14 protein-coding genes and 1 pseudogene are annotated in these 19,321 nt (G+C 46.5%); 5 read left to right on the top strand and 10 right to left on the bottom strand.

What is annotated here, in order from left to right:
- The 4 genes from tnpA to AACQ42_RS11000 form a co-directional block, all read right to left on the bottom strand.
- The coding region (gene tnpA / locus AACQ42_RS10985; protein ID WP_141195638.1) for an IS200/IS605 family transposase at positions 1 to 181 on the bottom strand (181 nt) is incomplete at its 3' end.
- A 230-nt stretch (positions 182 to 411) separates the two neighbouring features.
- Positions 412 to 3,291, bottom strand: coding sequence for an aminomethyl-transferring glycine dehydrogenase (gene gcvP / locus AACQ42_RS10990; protein WP_094165899.1), 2,880 nt, complete (start codon positions 3,289 to 3,291; stop codon positions 412 to 414).
- A gap of 81 nt (positions 3,292 to 3,372) precedes the next feature.
- The gene (gcvH, locus tag AACQ42_RS10995) at positions 3,373 to 3,753 is read right to left on the bottom strand and encodes a glycine cleavage system protein GcvH (RefSeq protein ID WP_013868476.1); all 381 of its coding nucleotides are present in this window, start codon (positions 3,751 to 3,753) and stop codon (positions 3,373 to 3,375) included.
- Positions 3,754 to 3,810: 57 nt separating this feature from the next.
- Positions 3,811 to 5,118, bottom strand: a complete 1,308-nt coding sequence (locus AACQ42_RS11000; RefSeq protein WP_094165900.1) for a serine hydroxymethyltransferase — start codon at positions 5,116 to 5,118, stop codon at positions 3,811 to 3,813.
- A 395-nt stretch (positions 5,119 to 5,513) separates the two neighbouring features.
- Between AACQ42_RS11000 and AACQ42_RS11005 the strand changes: the two genes are divergently transcribed.
- The 4 genes from AACQ42_RS11005 to AACQ42_RS11020 all read left to right on the top strand — a co-directional run bounded on the left by AACQ42_RS11005 (position 5,514) and on the right by AACQ42_RS11020 (position 9,852).
- Positions 5,514 to 6,137: a helix-turn-helix domain-containing protein gene (locus AACQ42_RS11005; protein ID WP_010320321.1), complete on the top strand. Its 624-nt coding sequence runs from the start codon at positions 5,514 to 5,516 to the stop codon at positions 6,135 to 6,137.
- Positions 6,138 to 6,428: 291 nt separating this feature from the next.
- On the top strand, positions 6,429 to 7,562 hold the full coding sequence (gene gcvT, locus AACQ42_RS11010; RefSeq protein ID WP_176429691.1) for a glycine cleavage system aminomethyltransferase GcvT: 1,134 nt from the start codon (positions 6,429 to 6,431) through the stop codon (positions 7,560 to 7,562).
- Between the two features lie 77 nt (positions 7,563 to 7,639).
- Positions 7,640 to 8,629 carry a trypsin-like serine protease gene (locus AACQ42_RS11015; protein ID WP_094165902.1) on the top strand — a complete coding sequence of 330 codons (990 nt, stop codon included), beginning with the start codon at positions 7,640 to 7,642 and terminating at the stop codon, positions 8,627 to 8,629.
- Positions 8,630 to 8,757: 128 nt separating this feature from the next.
- On the top strand, positions 8,758 to 9,852 hold the full coding sequence (locus tag AACQ42_RS11020; protein WP_176429692.1) for a S1 family peptidase: 1,095 nt from the start codon (positions 8,758 to 8,760) through the stop codon (positions 9,850 to 9,852).
- Between the two features lie 75 nt (positions 9,853 to 9,927).
- On the opposite strand, the pseudogene AACQ42_RS11025 reads toward AACQ42_RS11020, so the two are convergent.
- The 6 genes and pseudogenes from AACQ42_RS11025 to fruB all read right to left on the bottom strand — a co-directional run.
- Positions 9,928 to 12,465 (bottom strand): annotated as a pseudogene (locus AACQ42_RS11025) (M16 family metallopeptidase); the annotation flags it as partial.
- A 285-nt stretch (positions 12,466 to 12,750) separates the two neighbouring features.
- Positions 12,751 to 13,434, bottom strand: coding sequence for a DedA family protein (locus tag AACQ42_RS11030; RefSeq protein ID WP_176429693.1), 684 nt, complete (start codon positions 13,432 to 13,434; stop codon positions 12,751 to 12,753).
- A gap of 53 nt (positions 13,435 to 13,487) precedes the next feature.
- Positions 13,488 to 13,865 carry a hypothetical protein gene (locus AACQ42_RS11035; protein WP_254918587.1) on the bottom strand — a complete coding sequence of 126 codons (378 nt, stop codon included), beginning with the start codon at positions 13,863 to 13,865 and terminating at the stop codon, positions 13,488 to 13,490.
- A gap of 141 nt (positions 13,866 to 14,006) precedes the next feature.
- Complete coding sequence (gene fruA / locus AACQ42_RS11040) at positions 14,007 to 15,749, bottom strand: PTS fructose transporter subunit IIBC (RefSeq protein ID WP_094163156.1); 1,743 nt, start codon at positions 15,747 to 15,749, stop codon at positions 14,007 to 14,009.
- Positions 15,750 to 15,767: 18 nt separating this feature from the next.
- Positions 15,768 to 16,721: a 1-phosphofructokinase gene (pfkB, locus tag AACQ42_RS11045; protein WP_017050019.1), complete on the bottom strand. Its 954-nt coding sequence runs from the start codon at positions 16,719 to 16,721 to the stop codon at positions 15,768 to 15,770.
- 10 nt (positions 16,722 to 16,731) lie between these two features.
- Positions 16,732 to 17,874, bottom strand: coding sequence for a fused PTS fructose transporter subunit IIA/HPr protein (fruB, locus tag AACQ42_RS11050; RefSeq protein ID WP_094133848.1), 1,143 nt, complete (start codon positions 17,872 to 17,874; stop codon positions 16,732 to 16,734).
- A gap of 226 nt (positions 17,875 to 18,100) precedes the next feature.
- On the opposite strand from fruB, the gene cra reads away from it, so the two are divergent.
- Positions 18,101 to 19,231 (top strand): catabolite repressor/activator, encoded by a 1,131-nt coding sequence (cra, locus tag AACQ42_RS11055; protein ID WP_176429694.1) that lies wholly within the window; start codon positions 18,101 to 18,103, stop codon positions 19,229 to 19,231.
- Positions 19,232 to 19,321: the final 90 nt, after the last annotated feature.

The following is a 19,321-nucleotide window of genomic DNA, read 5'->3' on the forward strand; positions in this document are numbered from 1 at the left end:
GATCCGGCTGAACATTTAATTCCAAGACTTCACAATCTTTCATATTGCACAAAATATAGATTGAGCGATAAAGCTCTTTACCTACATTCCCTTTCAAGATCTTAAATCTGTATTTCGGTGTCCAAACTATGTGGTATTTGCAACGCCAATATACATGTGATGAACTTCTATAATCGCCCATGTTTTTAGTTTCCTCTTACTTGTGGTGAATAAGAGGTTTACTTCTAGCATGGGCACTCCTTCGGGCAATAGCCCCAAGGTTGAATCACCACCGCCCAAGGCGGTGGTTTAGGGATGACAACAAAAAGGCGAACTTCTCAGTTCGCCTTTATTTTTGAATATTGATAACAAAGTCAGTCACAACCTAAAAGATGATCATAAACTGTGACGACGAGTCATCAACATCAGCACCTACTCTTGGTAGTTATCGATACTTGGGCATGAGCAGACAAGGTTACGGTCGCCGTAAACGTTATCGACGCGGCTCACGGTTGGCCAGTATTTTGATGCCTTAGTATGAGCGGATGGGAAGCAAGCCGTTTCACGAGAATATGGATGAGTCCATGCTTCACTTGCGAGATCCGATTGTGTATGCGGCGCATTCACTAACGGGTTGTCGGCTAATGGCCATTCGCCTGATTGAACTTTCTCCATTTCGGCGCGAATCGCAATCATCGCCTCGCAGAAGCGATCCAATTCGGCTAAGTCTTCCGATTCGGTTGGTTCAATCATCAAGGTGCCAGCAACAGGGAATGACATCGTCGGTGCGTGGAAGCCATAATCCATCAAACGTTTAGCAATGTCTTCTTCGCTGATACCTGTCGCTTCTTTAAGCGGACGAATGTCAATAATGCATTCGTGCGCTACGCGGCCGTTACTACCACGGTAAAGAATAGGGTAGTGTGGGCGCAGTCTTTCCATCACATAGTTAGCATTTAAAATAGCGACTTGAGTAGCCGTGGTTAAGCCTTCTGCACCCATCATGGCAATATAAGCCCATGAGATAGGTAAAATAGAAGCGCTGCCTAAATCGGCCGCAGATACGGCGTGATCGCTGCCTTCAACTCCCCCTTCAATATGTCCCGGTAGGAAAGGCGCTAGGTGAGATTTTACACCAATCGGCCCCATACCTGGGCCACCGCCACCATGAGGAATACAGAATGTTTTGTGTAGGTTGAGGTGAGAAACATCAGAGCCAATAAAGCCCGGATTGGTTAAACCAACTTGCGCGTTCATGTTGGCACCATCAAGGTAAACTTGGCCGCCTGCGGCGTGAACCATGTTACACACTTCTTTAACTTGTTCTTCGTAAACGCCGTGCGTTGAAGGATAAGTGATCATGATGCTAGAGAGGTGCTCTTTATGCTTCTCAATTTTGTCTGCGAGGTCTGCGATATCAACGTTGCCGTTATTATCACATTTCACGACCACCACCTTCATCGAAACCATTGAAGCGGTTGCAGGGTTGGTGCCGTGTGCTGAGCTCGGAATTAAGCAGACGTTACGGTGCCCTTCACCACGGCTTTTGTGGTAGCGCTGAATCGCTACAAGCCCTGCATATTCGCCAGAAGCACCGGAATTTGGTTGTAGCGAGAAGGCATCATAGCCTGTGATTTCACAGAGCTTTTCTTTTAAATCTTTAGCGAGAGCGGCGTAACCTGCGGCTTGCTCTTTCGGTGCAAATGGATGGATCGAACCAAATTCAGGCCAAGTGACAGGGATCATCTCCGCTGCGGCGTTCAGTTTCATGGTGCAACTGCCAAGCGGGATCATGCCGTGAGTTAATGAAAAATCTTTATTCTCAAGTTTTTTCAAATAACGCATCATTTGTGTTTCGCTGTGATAGGTGTTGAACACAGGATGCGTTAGGAAGCGAGATTGACGACGGCAGTGTTCTGGAATCGCTGCAAATTCGTTGGCGGCAATTTCTGCCGACAGCGCGCTTACCGATTGCTTAATATCGAAAACCGCAAACAGGGTTTCAAGATCAGCTGTGGTGGTGGTTTCATCTAAACTGATGCCCAATTGGTCATCAAATCGGCGTAAGTTGATGTCGGCTTGCTGCGCTTTTGCGTACAGAGCTTGAGTTTGAGCGGCGCTCTTTAAGGTAATCGTGTCAAAGAAGCTGTTATGCACCAATTCGTAACCCGCTTGAGTTAAGCCTGCCGCTAGAATTGCTGTCATATGATGAGTACGGCGCGCAATGGTGCGCAACCCTTCTGCGCCATGATAGACCGCATAAAACGAGGCCATATTAGCCAGCAGAGCTTGCGCGGTACAGATGTTCGAGGTCGCTTTTTCGCGGCGAATGTGCTGCTCGCGAGTTTGCATTGCCATGCGCAGTGCTGGGTTACCTTTGGCGTCAATCGACACTCCGATCACGCGGCCGGGCATAGTGCGTTTGTGCGCTTCACGCGTGGCCATAAAGGCGGCGTGTGGGCCGCCGTAACCCATAGGGACACCGAAACGTTGAGCTGAGCCAATCACGACATCCGCTCCCATTTCACCTGCTGGTTTCAGCAAGGTGCTGGCCAGTAAATCCGTGGCAACAGTAACCAAGATTTTATTGGCTTGCGCTTTAGCAATCAGGTCGCTTAAATCACGCACTTCACCTGTGGTGCTTGGGTATTGCAGCAGCGCGCCAAACACATCTTGTTCAGGCAATGAGTCGAGTGCGCCGATTTGTACCTCAAAACCGATAAATTCAGCGCGAGTTTTTACCACTTCAATGGTTTGTGGATGAACATCGTCCGCCACAAAAAAGACGTTACTTTTGCTTTTTCCTGCGCGTTTACACAGTGTCATTGCTTCGCCAGCGGCCGTTGCTTCATCGAGCAGCGACGCGTTGGCAATATCCATTGCTGTTAAATCCATCACCATTTGTTGGTAGTTAAGCAGCGACTCCAAACGACCTTGAGAGATTTCTGGCTGGTAGGGTGTGTAAGCCGTATACCAGCCAGGATTTTCCAGTACGTTACGCAAAATGACGTTCGGCGTGAAGGTGTTGTAGTAACCTTGACCAATGAACGTGCGTTTAATCTGATTTTGATTGGCAAATACTTTCATCGCGCTGAGCATATCGGCTTCGCTTTTAGGCGCAGCAAGGGACATTGGGCTTTCTAAACGAATTTGCGCAGGAACGGTTTGTTCGATTAACACGGCTAAGCTTTCGGCGTTAATCGCGTTGAGCATTTTTTGTTGATCGGCTGGGTTGGGTCCGTTGTGGCGTGCAACAAACTCATTTTCGGTACTTAACTGGCTAAGCAGTGGGCTGTGAAGTAATTCAGTCATTTCCTTTACCTTTTCAAAGATCGTGTGCGACCTTAAAAAAAAGCCGCCCATGCTGGGCAGCTTTGATCCGTGATGGGCTAATTAATCTTCTTCGATAGAGTTTTGGTACTCTTCTGCATTTTTTAGATTGTCGAGTTCAGAAGCATCAGACATCTTCACTTTCACAATCCAGCCACCTTCATACGGTTCTTCGTTGATGAGTTCTGGGCTATCTTCTAACTCTTCGTTGATTTCAACGATGACACCTGTAATCGGTGCGTAAATATCTGAAGCGGCTTTGACAGATTCAACCAGAGAAAAACTGTCTCCAGCATCAATTTCTGTATCTACTTCAGGTAGGTCAACAAACACGACGTCACCAAGCATCTCTTGCGCATGCTCAGAAATACCGATGGTCACTGTGCCGTCACCGTTGTCGCGCACCCACTCGTGGCTATCTGCAAACTTCAGTGTATTGTCCATTGCTTTATCTCCAAAAAAGTATCGTATTGATTTGAACTTGTGTTTAATTTAAAAAAGCTATTGATAGAGTGGGAAGCGTTGGCACAGCGCTTTAACTTGTTTGCGCACACGTTGCTCAACATCACTGTTTCCTTCTGGGCTCACAACAAGGCCATCGAGAACATCGCCAATCCACTTACCGATGAGTTTGAATTCTTCACGACCAAAACCACGGCTGGTTCCAGCTGGCGTACCTAAACGAATACCCGAAGTAATCATAGGCTTCTCGGTATCAAATGGGATGCCATTTTTGTTACATGTGATTCCTGCACGTTCTAATGCTTGTTCGGCGATATTCCCCTTCAGCCCTTTAGGGCGAAGATCAACAAGCATGAGATGAGTGTCAGTCCCGCCAGTCACAATGTCACAACCGCGAGTTTGCAATACTTCGGCGAGAACTTTTGCGTTATCGATCACCGAATCAATATAACGATGAAACTCAGGGCCCAGCGCTTCGCCTAGTGCTACCGCTTTGGCTGCAATCACGTGCATTAACGGGCCACCTTGCAGGCCGGGGAAAACCGCCGAGTTAATTTTTTTGCTGATCTCTTCGCTGTTGGTCAAAACCATACCGCCTCGTGGGCCGCGCAAGGTTTTATGTGTGGTGGTCGTGACAACGTGGGCATGCGGCAATGGGCTTGGGTGAGCACCAGTGGCGACTAATCCGGCAATATGCGCCATATCGACCATTAAGAGCGCGCCCACTTCATCAGCAATGGCTCGGAATTTGGCAAAATCAATCACGCGAGGAATGGCAGAGCCGCCCGCAATGATCATTTTTGGTTGATGCTCTAACGCGAGGCTGCGTACATCATCATAATTGATTTCTAAGGTCGTGCTATCGACACCATATTGGATAGCATTAAACCACTTACCAGAGAGGGCAGGCCGAGCGCCATGAGTGAGGTGGCCTCCGGCATCCAGAGACATACCTAAAATCGTGTCACCCGGTTGCAGTAAAGCCAGCATCACCGCGCCATTAGCTTGTGCGCCTGAATGCGGCTGCACGTTGGCGTATTGACAATGGAATAGGGATTTTGCACGTTCAATCGCAATGGTTTCGACGGTATCAACGTGTTCGCAACCACCGTAATAGCGACGGCCGGGGTAGCCTTCTGCATATTTATTGGTGAGACAAGTACCTTGCGCTTGCATAACGGCTTTTGAAACGATGTTTTCTGAGGCGATCAGCTCAATTTGTTCATTTTGGCGCACGTATTCGGCTTGAATACCCGCAAAGACAGCATCATCAGTGGCAGCAAGGTTGGTTGAGAAAAAGCTCTCAAGGCAGTGGTTGGGGTAACTTTTGTTCACGTTGGCATTCATGGTAGATGACCTTCCAATAATCCGACGGATTGGCTAAACATTCCGTCATTCCTTTTTAGTGGCTGCCTTATCGTTAAGCCGTTAGGCGACAACAAAAAAGCAGAGTGTCAGTTATCCTTAAACTGGATTGCAACCCCAACAATACGGGGTGAAAAGCCACTTAAACCTTGTTAAATCCCTAACCGCAATAAGTGGTAAACTGCATCTCTTTATCTAACAAGTCAGTAACATACTCTTTGACTTATAAACAATCAATCAAAAATTTCCTATAGGAAACATGGTTTCTTTTTTTGTAAGCAAGAGCACGCTTTATTTACGTGCAGCCTCTTTAACCTTGCGTTGGCTTTATGCCACAATGATGGCCGAAATCAGGAAGATAACAATCGAGGGAAAGCATGTCTGAAGACATTTATGATGAGTACCCATCGTTGACTTTGGCCAAGGAAACTGGTGAACAAACGATCGAACCACTTAAGCTTGGGCAACGTATTAAAGAGATCCGTTCTAAGCTTGGGATTACGCTAGAAGAGGCGAGCCAGCGGACAGGATTAGCTCGATCTACATTGAGTAAAATCGAAAACGAACAGATTTCTCCAACCTACCAAGCGATGCAAAAACTCGCTCATGGATTGCAGATAGATATGCCTCAACTATTTGAGCCACCAAAGAAAATTGTGGCAACAGGTCGTAGGGATATTTCTCGTATTGGTCAGGGAAAGCCGCATCCCACCCCAACTTACGAGCATGAATTGCTCGCCACGCAGCTCTCTAATAAGAAAATGATGCCGTTTAAAAGCCGAGTGCGAGCTCGTGCATTTGAAGAGTACAGTGACTGGGTTCGTCACGATGGTGAGGAGTTTTTGTTGATCCTCACGGGTGAAGTTTTGTTCTATAGCGAATTTTATGAACCGGTTCGATTGGCGGAAGGTGATAGCGTTTATTACGACGCTAACATGGGGCACATGCTGGTCTCTGTCAGCGAAGAGGATGCATTGATTTTGTGGGTTACGGCAAAATGAGTGTGAAAATGCGAAGTTTCTTATAGTGACGGCAATCGTTTGCTATTTGTTGGCTTTGCCCTCTGTAGTGTGCTTTTAATCACTTTTAGCTCAGGCGATGGTAAGCATCTCGCGACTTCTAATTGTGATTGGGTTGTTAATTTTGACAATTCATCTTGTTTTGAACTTGTTAATCCGTCCGAACGGGCGCATTCTTGTTCACTATTGGAAACATGGTTTCCTCTTCTTTGGACATAATAGCCAAAATTTGGTGGTGAATTCCCTGCTGGGTCGGCTGAAATGGAGATAAAAATGACTCAAGAACATGCAAATCAAACATTACTCACTACTCCTTTACATGCGCTGCACATCGAAGTTGGAGCGAAAATGGTGCCATTTGCTGGCTATGACATGCCCGTTCAGTACCCATTAGGGGTAAAGAAAGAGCATTTGCATACTCGCGAGGCGGCTGGTTTGTTTGATGTTTCGCATATGGGCCAACTTCGTTTGCATGGAGCCAATGCCGCGCAAGCATTGGAGTCATTGGTTCCGGTCGATATTATTGACTTACCAGCAGGCAAGCAGCGTTACGCCTTTTTCACCAATGCACAAGGTGGCATCATGGATGACTTGATGGTTGCTAACCTTGATGATCATCTGTTTGTTGTGGTTAATGCGGCTTGTAAAGCACAAGATATTGCTCATCTACAAGCACATTTGCCACAAGGTGTTGAGCTCGAAGTCATTGACGATCGCGCGCTGTTAGCGCTGCAAGGGCCAAAAGCCGCTGAAGTGTTAGCTCGCCTGCAACCACAAGTGATGACGATGCACTTTATGGATATTCAGCTGATGGACATCGACGGAGCTCAATGCATTGTCAGCAGAAGTGGTTATACCGGTGAAGATGGTTATGAAATTTCTGTACCAGCAGAGCAGGCCGAAGCATTGGCGCGTAAACTGACCTCTTATGAAGAAGTGGAATGGATTGGTCTGGGCGCGCGCGATTCACTGCGTTTAGAGTGCGGTTTGTGCCTTTACGGGCATGATCTTGATACCACCACAACGCCAGTTGAAGCGAGCTTGTTATGGGCGATAAGCAAAGTGCGTCGTGCTGAAGGTGAGCGTGCGGGTGGTTTCCCGGGTGCAGACATCATTCTTGGGCAGATCGAAAGCAAAGATGTTGCACGTAAACGTGTAGGTTTAGTGGGGGTAACTAAAGCGCCAGTACGTGAAGGCACTGAGCTATTTGATGCCGATGGCCAGCATATAGGCGTAGTGACCAGTGGTACAGCGGGGCCGACGGCTGGCAAGCCCGTGTCTATGGCCTATATCCGAGCTGATTTATCAGCGATAGGCACAGAAATTTTTGCTGATGTGCGCGGAAAAATGCTGCCAATGGTGGTTGAGAAAATGCCGTTTGTGGCTCAGCGTTATTATCGCGGCTAAAGCATCATAAAATGTAATAAAAGCGCATTTAAAGATGTTTCATATCGATAACGGATTAAGTACTATCTGGGTTCAAAGTGATAAGGAATGACATGATGAACAAATGGGTAGTACTTTTATCTTCGCTCGCCGTCTCTGGTAATGTGTTCGCCGTTGATGCTCAGCCCTACATAGTAAACGGTACGGATGCAAGCGTGACGGAGTTTCCTTCTATAGCGAGCTTGTTTTTTGATCAAATTGCTTATAACGGTTTATATGGAAAAGGAAGTTATTGTGGTGCTTCGTTGCTCAATAACCAATATGTATTGACGGCTGCGCACTGCGTTTATGGTAATAGTGCAAATCAGCTTTTTACCTCTGTTGTACCTAAGCTGCAAATTGAAACAGATTTCCCATATAACATATTAGAAAAAGCGCGAGTGGCAGAAATTTATTATCCATCGACCTATAACAGCACTACCTTTTTGGATGATATTGCGATGCTCAAGCTTGAAACGCCTTTGACAATGGTGTCGTCTGCTGACTACTTAACGCGGCCTACCGCCAATTCGGATAGCACTTATCGCTCATCAATAGCAAATTTTATTGCGGTTGGGCATGGTAATACCTCTTCTAACCTCGATACTAAAACGTCTCTACAACAAACCGATTTAACCTATGTGGCTAATAGTTCTTGTATTTATGGTTCTACTGCTGTGCCCGATACTAATTTATGTATGAGCGGTTCGATAAATGCACTTACATCGCTAAAAAATGCAACGTGCCAAGGAGATTCTGGGGGCCCGTTATTTTGGCATAATGGCGGTAACTATATCCAAGTTGGTATAACCAGCTTCGGGCCAAATACCAAGTGTGGAGACCCGCTGGTTACTGCTCCATCGGTATTTACGGAAATCCTTGACTATTCTACTTGGATAGAGAGTGTTCTGCTTGGCTCTGAACCACCAAAATTTGTCGCAACAGAAGCGAAACGCCAAGCTTATTTAAACCCACCTTCTGACAGTGGCGGTTCATTCGGCTGGTGGTCTTTACTGCTGATGTTTATCCCCTTCATTCGTAGACGTTGAACCCTTATTGATCTCGAGCGACCTGTGTAGGTCGCTTTTTTATTGCCTTTTTTGAGCAGGTTCCACTTAGGGCGCTAAACTTGAAAGTGATACACGCGTATCTTTCTAGATGAGTGACGAGGTGATGGATGTACAAATGGATACTGTTCAGTGCGATGCTATCAGCAAATGCTTATGCGGTTGATTTCCAGCCTTACATTGTGAATGGTTCGGATACCAGCAGTGCCACTTACCCTTCTTTTGCTAGCCTTTTATATCAAAGCAGCGCTCAGTATAGTACCAACAGTTTTTGTGGGGCGAGTATTATCAATTCACAGTTTATTTTGACGGCAGCTCATTGTATCTACGGTAAAAAAGATACCATGCTTTACACAGTGGTAGTGCCTCAGTTGGATAATGTGGCCGATTTCCCCTACGGGAATATTCAGATATCGCGCGCGGCGGCTTTTTATTACCCCAGTACTTACATCAATTCGTCCAGCGCACTCTGGCGTGATGACATTGCGATTATCAAGCTCGAAACACCGCTCAATGTGGCGGACTATTCTGCGCTACTCAATACTCAGTTAAATAATGATTACCCTGCTGGCAATAATTACAAAGCGATTGGGCATGGCTACGTGGCGGGTAATGTCCCTAATGCTAATAAGCAGTTGCAAGAAACGACCCTCACTTTTGTTAGTAATGCCGTCTGTAGCGCTTTTTATGGCTCGGCACTGACCTCAAAGCAGATCTGTTTTGATGGTGCGGTAAGCGGTGCATATAAAAACTCCACCTGTTCTGGCGATTCCGGTGGGCCTGTCTATTGGTTTAATGGCTCGCAATACATTCAAATTGGTTTAACCAGCTTTGGGCCTTCACTATGTGGCGATACTAACCAACCGATCACCTCAGTATTTACGGAGCTTTATGATTATCAGAGCTGGATTCAGCGCGTTCTTACAGGGGCAGAGGCGCCTAAATATTATGTTGCCACTCAAAATGGGGTACGTGTTCTGATTGATACTCAAACTGTTGCCCCTCAAGAGGAGAGCGGTGGCAGTTTGAGTATCCTAGGGTTGACTCTACTGCTGTTATTTCGCTTTCGGGCGCATAATAATTTTGGTTCGTCTGTTGTGGTGATTAAAAATTTGCTTGGCTCTCAACGTCATCTCTTGTGCGGTGATTCGGTTTGCCGTTTGCTCTATGTTAAACAACGCATCGATGCCGTACCCGTGCAGTGAATAACGTTGAATAAACCAATTCATCTGCTTGGGGTCGTCTGTGAGTGGTTTGAGATCGGCAATCAATTGTTTCGCTGCGGTGAGCGTTTCCTCTTCCGTTATTTCGACAGATAAACCGTCAATCAGCTTATCAATGGCTTGCTCTGCGGTGTCGACATCATTGGATGAAATGTCCACGCTAAATAGCCAATCGTTGTGTGGTTCACTATCGGCTGAAACCGAAAAAGCATTGGGAGCGTAATCCAACCCTAGCTGTTCACGCACCTGACTCACCATGCGGCGGTTTGCCACACGCCACAACATATCATCCATAAAGATAGTAGTAGCCGATTTGTGTTCCGGGTCGTTACTGATCACTCTGGCGAGATAGGCACTGCTTTTTTCATCGTTGATCGCCATGTCGATTCGAGGCTGAAAGTCTGCGCGATAATCAATGCGATAATCGACCTCAGGTGCAGAGCTGAAGGTTAATGACGCTACATAGGTACGCAATAGCGGTTTCAGTTCGGCTGGTTTAATGTCTGCGGTAATAAAGAGTTTAAAGCCTCTATTTTTCTTAAAGAGATCATCATGGGTTTGCATCAGTTGTTCAACACTCACCGTATTGATGTCCGATCCTTCGTATAACCAATGAGTGGTGTCCGGCAGATAGCTATTGCGATTAATGGCGAGCGCCATCTGGCCGGCGGGTGAGCGAAGAAAAGTATCTCGATTTTGCTTAAACTCTTGTTTTGTTAACTGCAGATGGCTGTCGTCGATGTTGATGGCTGTCATCGCCGTATAAAGGGCCGCAAACGCTTCGGCTAACTCATCTTTAGATGATTCAAGGCTGATACCATGCGACGTAAAGTCGATGTAGGGATTCAATATGATGCCGTGTCTTCTCAGGTGATTATCCAACTGAGAGCCGCTAAAGTTACCAATTCCACCGCGTATGGCACTCGGAATAAGCACTTCAGAAGCTTTACGCAAATCGGGCTCTAAGCTTGCTTTACCACCAAGGCTAGCCAAAGTGGCATACACTTTTTCCCCTGCGTTAGTGTCTCTGCGATACCACACTTCAACACCGTTACTTAGCGTCCAAGTGGTGATATCCATCGGCTCTTGAGGTTGAGATTCCGATAAAATGGCACCTATTTGCGTAGGTGTCACAAAAGCTTGATTGACCTCTTGCAATAGCGGTGGTTGTCCTTTTTGGGCAAACAGGGTTTTGAGTGTTGGCAGTGTCGCGACGACGGATTCTTTGTCTTCACTTTTATCCAACCCAATATTGATCTGGTAGTCGCTAGACAATAATTTGCGAAGGTGTTCATCGAGTATGGCATTGTTGGTGGTCGAGATAAATTCGGTTAACGTCGAACGTCGGTCTAAATGTGACTGGATCGGTTGATCTAACGTGCGCGCCAGCGTTTTTTCTTCGACTAAATCTATCGCGGTGGCTTTTTGCCAATTGTTATCGAAGTTCGCTAGCATCTCTTGATACTGACGGAAAATCGCCTGAAACTCTTGCTCACTCACACCATGATCACGCAGTGCAGCAAGTGTGGAGAAGAAGAGATTTTGCGATGCTTCTCTTGAGTCCACTGGAAACCCGACCTCTGCAAACGAATAGCGCTGGGTTTCAAACGGGATAGTTTGGGAATAAATCCAAAGTGCCGGAAGGTTGGCGTCACTAAAATTGCTGGATAACCGCTGTTGTATCAGTTGCTGGGCGATATCATCGAGCCACCACTGGGCTTGTTGTTCACGGCTGGCTATTTTTTGCTCGCCACGGTCGATGAATAGGCTAATGTTCGGTGAGTCATTGGCACCAATGTAACCCACAAAATCTGTATTATTGGCCGTAATGCTGTGATTTCTAGTCGGCATTGGCGTGCTGCCTTTTTCCCAGCTCGCGAAATGTTTTTCTATCAATGCCGTGGCTTGCTCTAATGTGATATTGCCAGCGATAACGATTTCGGTGAGTTGTGGCTGATACCAAGTGCGGTAAAAATCGGCAATCCCTTCGGGTGTCGCTTGGTTTACGCTCTCTTTGGTGCCCAAGGGATCATGTTGTGCATATAAAGTATTAGCAATCATGTGCTCATAAACGTTTTGAGCGTAGCTCTTCTCCTCTTTACGTGAAAAACGAAACTCGCCCATGATCACGCGTTTTTCATTTTCAACCGATGTAGGAGTAAGCTCTATACCATCGGCAATATCTCTAAACCAGACCAGAGCTGGCTCTACCGCTTGGTTATCGGGTAAATCCAGTTTGTAAACCGTTTCTTGATAAGCAGTATAAGCATTGATGTCAGGGCCAAAACTGACCCCCGATTGCTCAAAGGTTTTGATCGCATCATTTCCGGCATAATGAGCGCTGCCATTAAAAGCCATATGCTCAAGAAAATGAGCGTAGCCCTGTTGCTGATTGTTTTCTTGAAATGCCGCTGCGTGAACAATCAAGCGGATGGAAACGGGTTCTTTTTGATTGGGATAAATGTGGTATTTCATGCCATTGGCCAGCTCGGCGCTCGCCCAATAGGGATCTTCTTTGATCGGAGTGAATGCTTGATTTGAAGCGCATCCCAACAGAAATAAGCAACTAACGAATAGTAGACGATATATTTTCATAACAACCTCGACATGTATTTGGTGGCAATATACGTCATGAGGTTTGAATTATTTTGGGGAATGTGACTGTCAACTCAGGTTTTGAGAAAGAAGTTTCAATTTTTTCGTAACAATGAATGTTATTAATTACATTGTGTAACGGTAGTGTTAGGTTTTGAATAGTTTACCCACCTTTGTATTGGATATCTCTAACACGTCAGCTAACACCATAAAACAGAGAGGCTGGCTAATTTCTTCAACAGTGGAAGCATTAGCTTCACACTGCTGAGAGATTAGTTCGGTGATCTACTGGCTTTCTTCACTGATACGAGGGGCTTTTTGCAGTGAACGTTTACGCATTAACCAACCCACCAGTACCGTTGAGATAGCGATCAACAGTGTCATCAGTGGTGCTAATATCAACGCATGATTGGCTATTTTGGCAAGCTTATCGGGCAAAAGAGAAATACCTAAGCCTGAGCCGACCAAAAACAGAATCCACGCCAGCGCGCTCAGTGGTGAGACGAGCAGGAAGCGTGTTGGTGTTACTGCATTACGCAGCCCCATTACCATAGGCAGCAAAGAACGAACTACCGGCAGAAAGCGCCCCATGAACATGGCCAGTAGCCCATACCTTTGGATCAAGTTATCGGTAGTGCGCCACTGTTTTTCTGAGACTTTGTTGAGCCAAGTTGAGACTAATCGCCACTCTTTAAGTTGGTGGCCTTGATAAAAGGCGATCGCACTGCCCAGCCAACCAGCAAAAACCAGCACGCCAATAATAGCATAAAGGTTGAGTACCCCAACGGCCGCAAGGCTACCACACAGTACAATCACACTATCGCAAGGCAGCGGCGCTGCTGGAATAAATGCACTTTCAACGAAGATAAGTAACCCAATGCAGAAGTAAAGTAACGACAGATCGACCTGTTGTAGCGCAAACAGATCTTGATGCCATAAGGCAGAGAAAATAGACAAAAAAGTATTCATAACAAGCTTCCTCAATCAGTAAATAGTAATAATTGGTCCGATTGAAAAAGGTGTTAAGCGTGGGCGAAGCGTGAATACAGGTTGGAAAATTGCAGTGCTTTACGCACAAAAACGTGAGTTGATTGACCTATATACAGAGAACAAATGACGACAAACGCAGTGGTACTGAGAGTGTAAAAAAGTAGGGTAGTTTCTGCGCTCGTCTCTTCGTCGTCATCTGAGATTAACCGAAGCCCACTGACTCGTGGCGTTTCATGCCTTGTGGTTAATATTGCTGCATCACGATCAACAAAAAATGGATGACTGGAAAAATGAACATGCTGGATTGTCGTAGACTCACTCGCCGAAAAGCTTTGTGCAGCATTGAGGTTGAGCGAGGAGAACAGGCTCAATAAGCTAAACAAGAAGGCAAACATCAATGATTGGATCATAACTATCGCGAGGCTACTTAAACTGAGGGTGAGTATGCGGCGTGTCAGCGGTGCGTGTAAAGGAATTTTAGCCCTGGAAAAGCGTGAAAAAGTGAGCAGCGCTGCTGCTCACTCATGATAGTTAAATATTAATGATGCAAATTATATTGCTGCCGCAGTTGAGCTCTCGCTCGCTTTTGCGCGGTTTTTAAGGAAGGCGTAACCAAAGCCAGTCACCGCCGTACCAGCCGCAATCGCGATTAGGTACATCAGTACAGGTGTAATCGCATTTGGGATCAGTAGGACAAATAAGCCACCGTGCGGAGCCATTAATTTCGCGCCAAACAGCATAGACAGTGCACCTGTTAACGCGCCGCCTGCCATACAAGCTGGGATAACGCGCATTGGATCTTTCGCTGCAAATGGAATTGCCCCTTCAGAGATAAAGCATAAACCTAGTACAAATGAGGCTTTACCCGCTTCACGTTCACCGGCTTCGAATTTGTCTCTGGCAAGGAAAGTCGCAAGGCCCATACCTAACGCTGGCACCATACCCGCAGCCATAATAGCGGCCATTGGTGCGTAAGTTTGCGAAGCAAGTAGACCAACACCAAAGGTATACGCTGCTTTATTAATCGGCCCACCTAAGTCAAAGCACATCATCGCGCCTAGGATTACACCCAGAAGTACGGCGTTGGCTGAGCCCATGTTGTTTAAGAACTCAGTCATTGCAGCCATGATGCTCGATACAGGGCCACCGACGATGTAAATCATCACCAAGCCAGTAAAGAGACTCGCCACAAATGGAATGATGAGGATTGGTTTTAGCGCTTCCATCGATTGAGGTAAGGAGACTTTATCTGCAATGAATTTAGCGGCGTAACCTGCAATGAAACCGGCCACAATACCACCAAGAAAACCGGCTCCGGTAGAGCTTGCCAACATCCCGCCAATCAAACCAGGAGCAAGCCCCGGACGGTCAGCAATCGAGAACGCAATAAAACCCGCCATGACAGGGATCATTAATGCAAAGGCTGAACCGCCACCAATGGTCATCAGCGCTGCCGCCAATGTGCCTTGCTCTTTAAACGCTTCAATACCAAACACAAAAGAGAGTGCGATGATCAAACCACCCGCGACTACGACAGGAAGCATGTGAGATACCCCAGTCATCAGGTGCTTGTACACCCCTTTTTTCTCTTCGGTTTGATTGTTATTAGACGCTGACGATTGCGTATAAATAGACGCTTGGTTAAACGCGTTGGTGATCTCTTGCTCGGTTTTTTTCAGTGCAAGGCCAGTACTGGTTTTGTACAGTTTTTTGCCGTTGAAACGATCGAGTGGCACTTCGATATCGGCCGCAATGATCACTAAATCCGCATCAGCAATCTCTTGCGCCGTGAGTTGGTTTTTCGCGCCCACAGAACCCCGTGTCTCTACTTTGATCTGGTGGCCAAGGCGTTTTGCATGGTTTTCTAGCGCTTCTGCCGCCATAAAGGTGTGTGCAACACCCGTTGGACAAGCGGTGATAGCCACGATTTTTTTAGCGGCTTGCGTTACGACTGGCGCAGACACCGTTTTTGCCTCTTGCTCAGTTAGGATAGTTGCTGCATTTATCGCGCTGTTTAAAAAAGCAACGGGATCAGACGTGCAGGCTGAAATGTCACTTTGGTACACTTTTTTGCCGATAAAGCGGGTGGTATCTATTGGTGTATTACGAGCAATAACCACCACATCTGCGTTGTCGATTTCACTGCTAGAGAGCGTATGGCCTTGAATGATGCTGGAATGACATTCAACCACAGCGGTCCAATTGAGCGATTTTGCCGCTTGTTCAAGCAGCCCGGCAGCAATGATGCTGTTTGCAACGCCACTGGGGCATGCGGTAATAATAGCAATCTTCATAGTTACGACCTTCTGTCCTTATGAGTTAGCGCTTAAGCTAACGGGTTGTAATTGGATTTGTTGTTGTAGGGTTTCGAGTTGTTTTCGGTTTGACATACCCACGCCGACTTGCGTAACAGCTAACGCAGAGAGGGCAGTGGCAAAAGTAAGCAGTTCTGTTTTTTCCATCTGCTGCATGTGTCCCCAGCAAAGGCCCGCGACTAAAGTATCGCCTGCGCCAACAGTGCTAACGACCTGCATACGTGGTGGTTTTGCATGAAGCCATTGATGTTGGTTCAACCACATCACGCCATTTGCTCCCATCGACACCACGATATTTTCAATGCCTTTTTCGGCCAGTTGCGCGGCGGCAGCTTGGCATTGCTCAGGAGTGTGTAGTTCACGCCCCACAAATTGAGAAAGCTCTTCATCGTTTGGTTTAATCAACCAAGGCTTTGCGTCAAGACCCGCTTTGAGGGCATCACGACTACTATCAAACAGCACTTTTTTACCCATGAAGTGCAGTTTTTCGATCCACGAAGCACATAATGCTGGGGAGATGCCCTGTGGCAAGCTACCAGCGAGCACAAAATAGTCGTGATCAGCGGCTAATCTCTCGAGAGTGCGTTCGAACTGCTCAATGGCAAGCGGCGTCACTTCAACTCCGGGGAAATTGATGTCGCTCACTTCGCCCGATTTCTCCACCAATTTCACGTTAATACGGGTTGCACCATCAACACGAACAAACTCATCAATTGCGGCCATTTGATCAAATAGCTGACAGAACAACTCTTGGTTATCACGGCCAAGAAATCCGGTCACAGTCACCTTTGCACCGAGATCGCTCAGTACTTTCGCAACATTAACCCCTTTACCTGCGGCGTGAAGTGAACCTTGTTTGACTAGGCTCACTGAGCCAACATTCAGCACATCCAAGCTACCTGTTAAATCAAGCGCTGGGTTGAGCGTGATAGTGACGACTTTATTTGTCATGACTTAATCCTCACCCTTCACCTAGACCAGAAGCAATCGCTTTACCGATCGATTCTAATGCTTGCTCGGCGTCTGGCCCCTCAGCTGAAAACTGTAGCTGGTGGCCATGTTTTACGCCCAGCGCAATGACTTTCATCAGGCTTTTCGCGTTGGCTGTTTTTCCGTCGCCATCTAAGTTAGACACTTTGATATTGGCTTCAAATTTCTTCGCTTCGGCCACCAACATCGCTCCTGGACGAGCGTGCAGACCATGTGCGTTTTTGATTTTGAATACCGCAACCTTGCTTGCTGCGCTCTCATCTTTTGCCGGAGCTTGTTCATTGTCATTGCTGAAGAAAGCCAATAATTGGGCAGCATTCGCATTGAGTAAGGTTTCTTGCTGCTGCTGAAGCACAAGCTGCGTGAGCTTATCCAGAATGTTTTGGTGGGCATTATTACAAGCGGCAATCGCGATCAAGGCTTTGACGTTGAGTTGATTGTATTCACACGCATTGGCGGTTGACACAAACGAAATGCCCGTGCGTTTGACCGCTTTGTCACTGCTGATTAACCACAATCCCTTGCCTAGGTGGGTTGGCTCTTTCGTGACCAGTTCGGCAACAAATTCATTGTCAGCACAGCCGGTATTGCGTAGCAAACCGCCAGCGACGGCGCTCATCTGTACCATATCACTGGCAGGGAAAAGCAGTTGGATCAACGAAGCATCAAAATCAGGCTCAAATTGCACTTCGCCATTGAGGAGTGCAATGACATCATTGGCACTGGACGCTTGTTTCAGTTTCTCTTCAACGCCATCGGCGGACAACACTTGCGTCAGTTGCTTCAGAATGCCCAAATGTTCATCGGATTTCGCTGCAATACCAATCGCGACATAAACGGTTGCGTCGTTACCCCAGTCAACGCCGTTGGGGAAGTGGTGAACAGCAACACCCGTTTGCTTAACCAGTTTACGTGTATCGGTTGTACCGTGTGGGATCGCGATACCATTACCAAGAAAGGTCGAATTCTGAGCTTCACGGTTAAGCATGCCATCGACATAACCTGCTTCGACGAACCCTTTGTTGGTTAGATCCGCTGCGATAGCTCGAATCGCCTCTTGCTTGTTCGTGGGTGATTGGCCCAAAGTAATATTGTTGGAATTGAGTTGCAGCATTTTGGCCTCTTTGCCTTACGGCTTAATTCGTTATCACTTTGAAGTATAGATTTCACCTAAGTGATAGTTTATTAATATGACTTATTCAAGCTGAATCGTTTCAGCTTTTTTCCCAAAAAAATTCAGCAAACCTATTTTTGACGAAAAATGGCGCTGTTCAACTTATTACTCGCACTGCTCATTTTTTATAACACTCACATTTGGTGATCTTTACATCGATGAAGTGATGGCCAAATGTAGCCTTAGTTATCATTTTGTAATTTTGCTGAATCCTTTCAGCTTTTATACTGAATCGATTCAGCGTATAATTCAACTTCATCAAGGATCAAAAAATGAGTTCTATGATCCGACGCACAGAACAAGAGTGGTTGATATGACACTAGATGAGATAGCGAAGTTAGCGGGAGTCTCTAAAACCACCGCCAGTTATGTAATCAATGGCAAAGCGCAGAAGTACCGCATTAGTGAAAAAACCCAGCAGAAAGTGATGGCCGTGGTGGATGCTCATAATTACCGTCCCGATCACGCCGCTTCTGCTTTGCGAGCAGGAAATAGCCGCTCTTTTGGGCTCATCATCCCTGATCTTGAGAACACCAGTTACGCGCGTCTTGCTAAATTGTTAGAACAGAACTCTCGCCAAGCGGGTTACCAAATTCTCATCGCCTGTTCGGACGATGACCCGCATACCGAAATGTCGGTGGTGGATGCCTTGGTCTCACGCCGCATCGATGCGCTATTTGTCGCCAGCGCGATTCCTCACGCCAGTGAGTTTTATCTCAAGTTGCAACATTCAGGCACTCCGGTTATTGCGATTGACCGCCCGTTAGATGATGAATTTTTCGCCTGTGTGATCAGTGAAGATTTCAACGCCGCGTTTGAATTGACTCACTCTCTATTAACGCCGGAGATTAAAACCGTTGGTTTGGTCGGTGCATTACCAGAGCTTAATATTTCGCAAGAACGCCAGTTGGGGTTTGAATCAGCGCTGAGAGCGAAAAATCTGCACAGTATCATCGGTTATGGCGCGCACTTTAACCGTGAAGAGGGTAAACGAGTGGTGAATGAATGGATCGCCAATAACAGTATGCCAGATGCGATCGTCGCGACTTCTTACACTCTGCTTGAAGGGATTTTAGATGTATTGTTTGAAAACCCAAGTTTAATGAATCAGGTTAAGTTATCGACATTTGGTGACAACCGTCTACTTGATTTCTTGCCGATTAAAATCAACTCGTTGCCGCAGCAGTTTGAATTGATTGCCGACAGCGCACTTGCTTTGGCCCTCAACGCTTCGGCAAAACGTTATCAAGCTGGGATCGAATTGGTGCCTCGTAAACTGAAAGTTCGTATCTATTGATGGTCACTTTTTAGCTTAATTTTTATAAAGTCATCAAGAAAATTCACGTAACCTAAGCTCTGTTTTTCTCGATCTTACATCGCTTTTCTT

It is taken from the genome of Vibrio sp. V12_P9A6T4, assembly GCF_963874835.1.
In the GTDB taxonomy this organism is placed as follows: domain Bacteria; phylum Pseudomonadota; class Gammaproteobacteria; order Enterobacterales; family Vibrionaceae; genus Vibrio; species Vibrio anguillarum.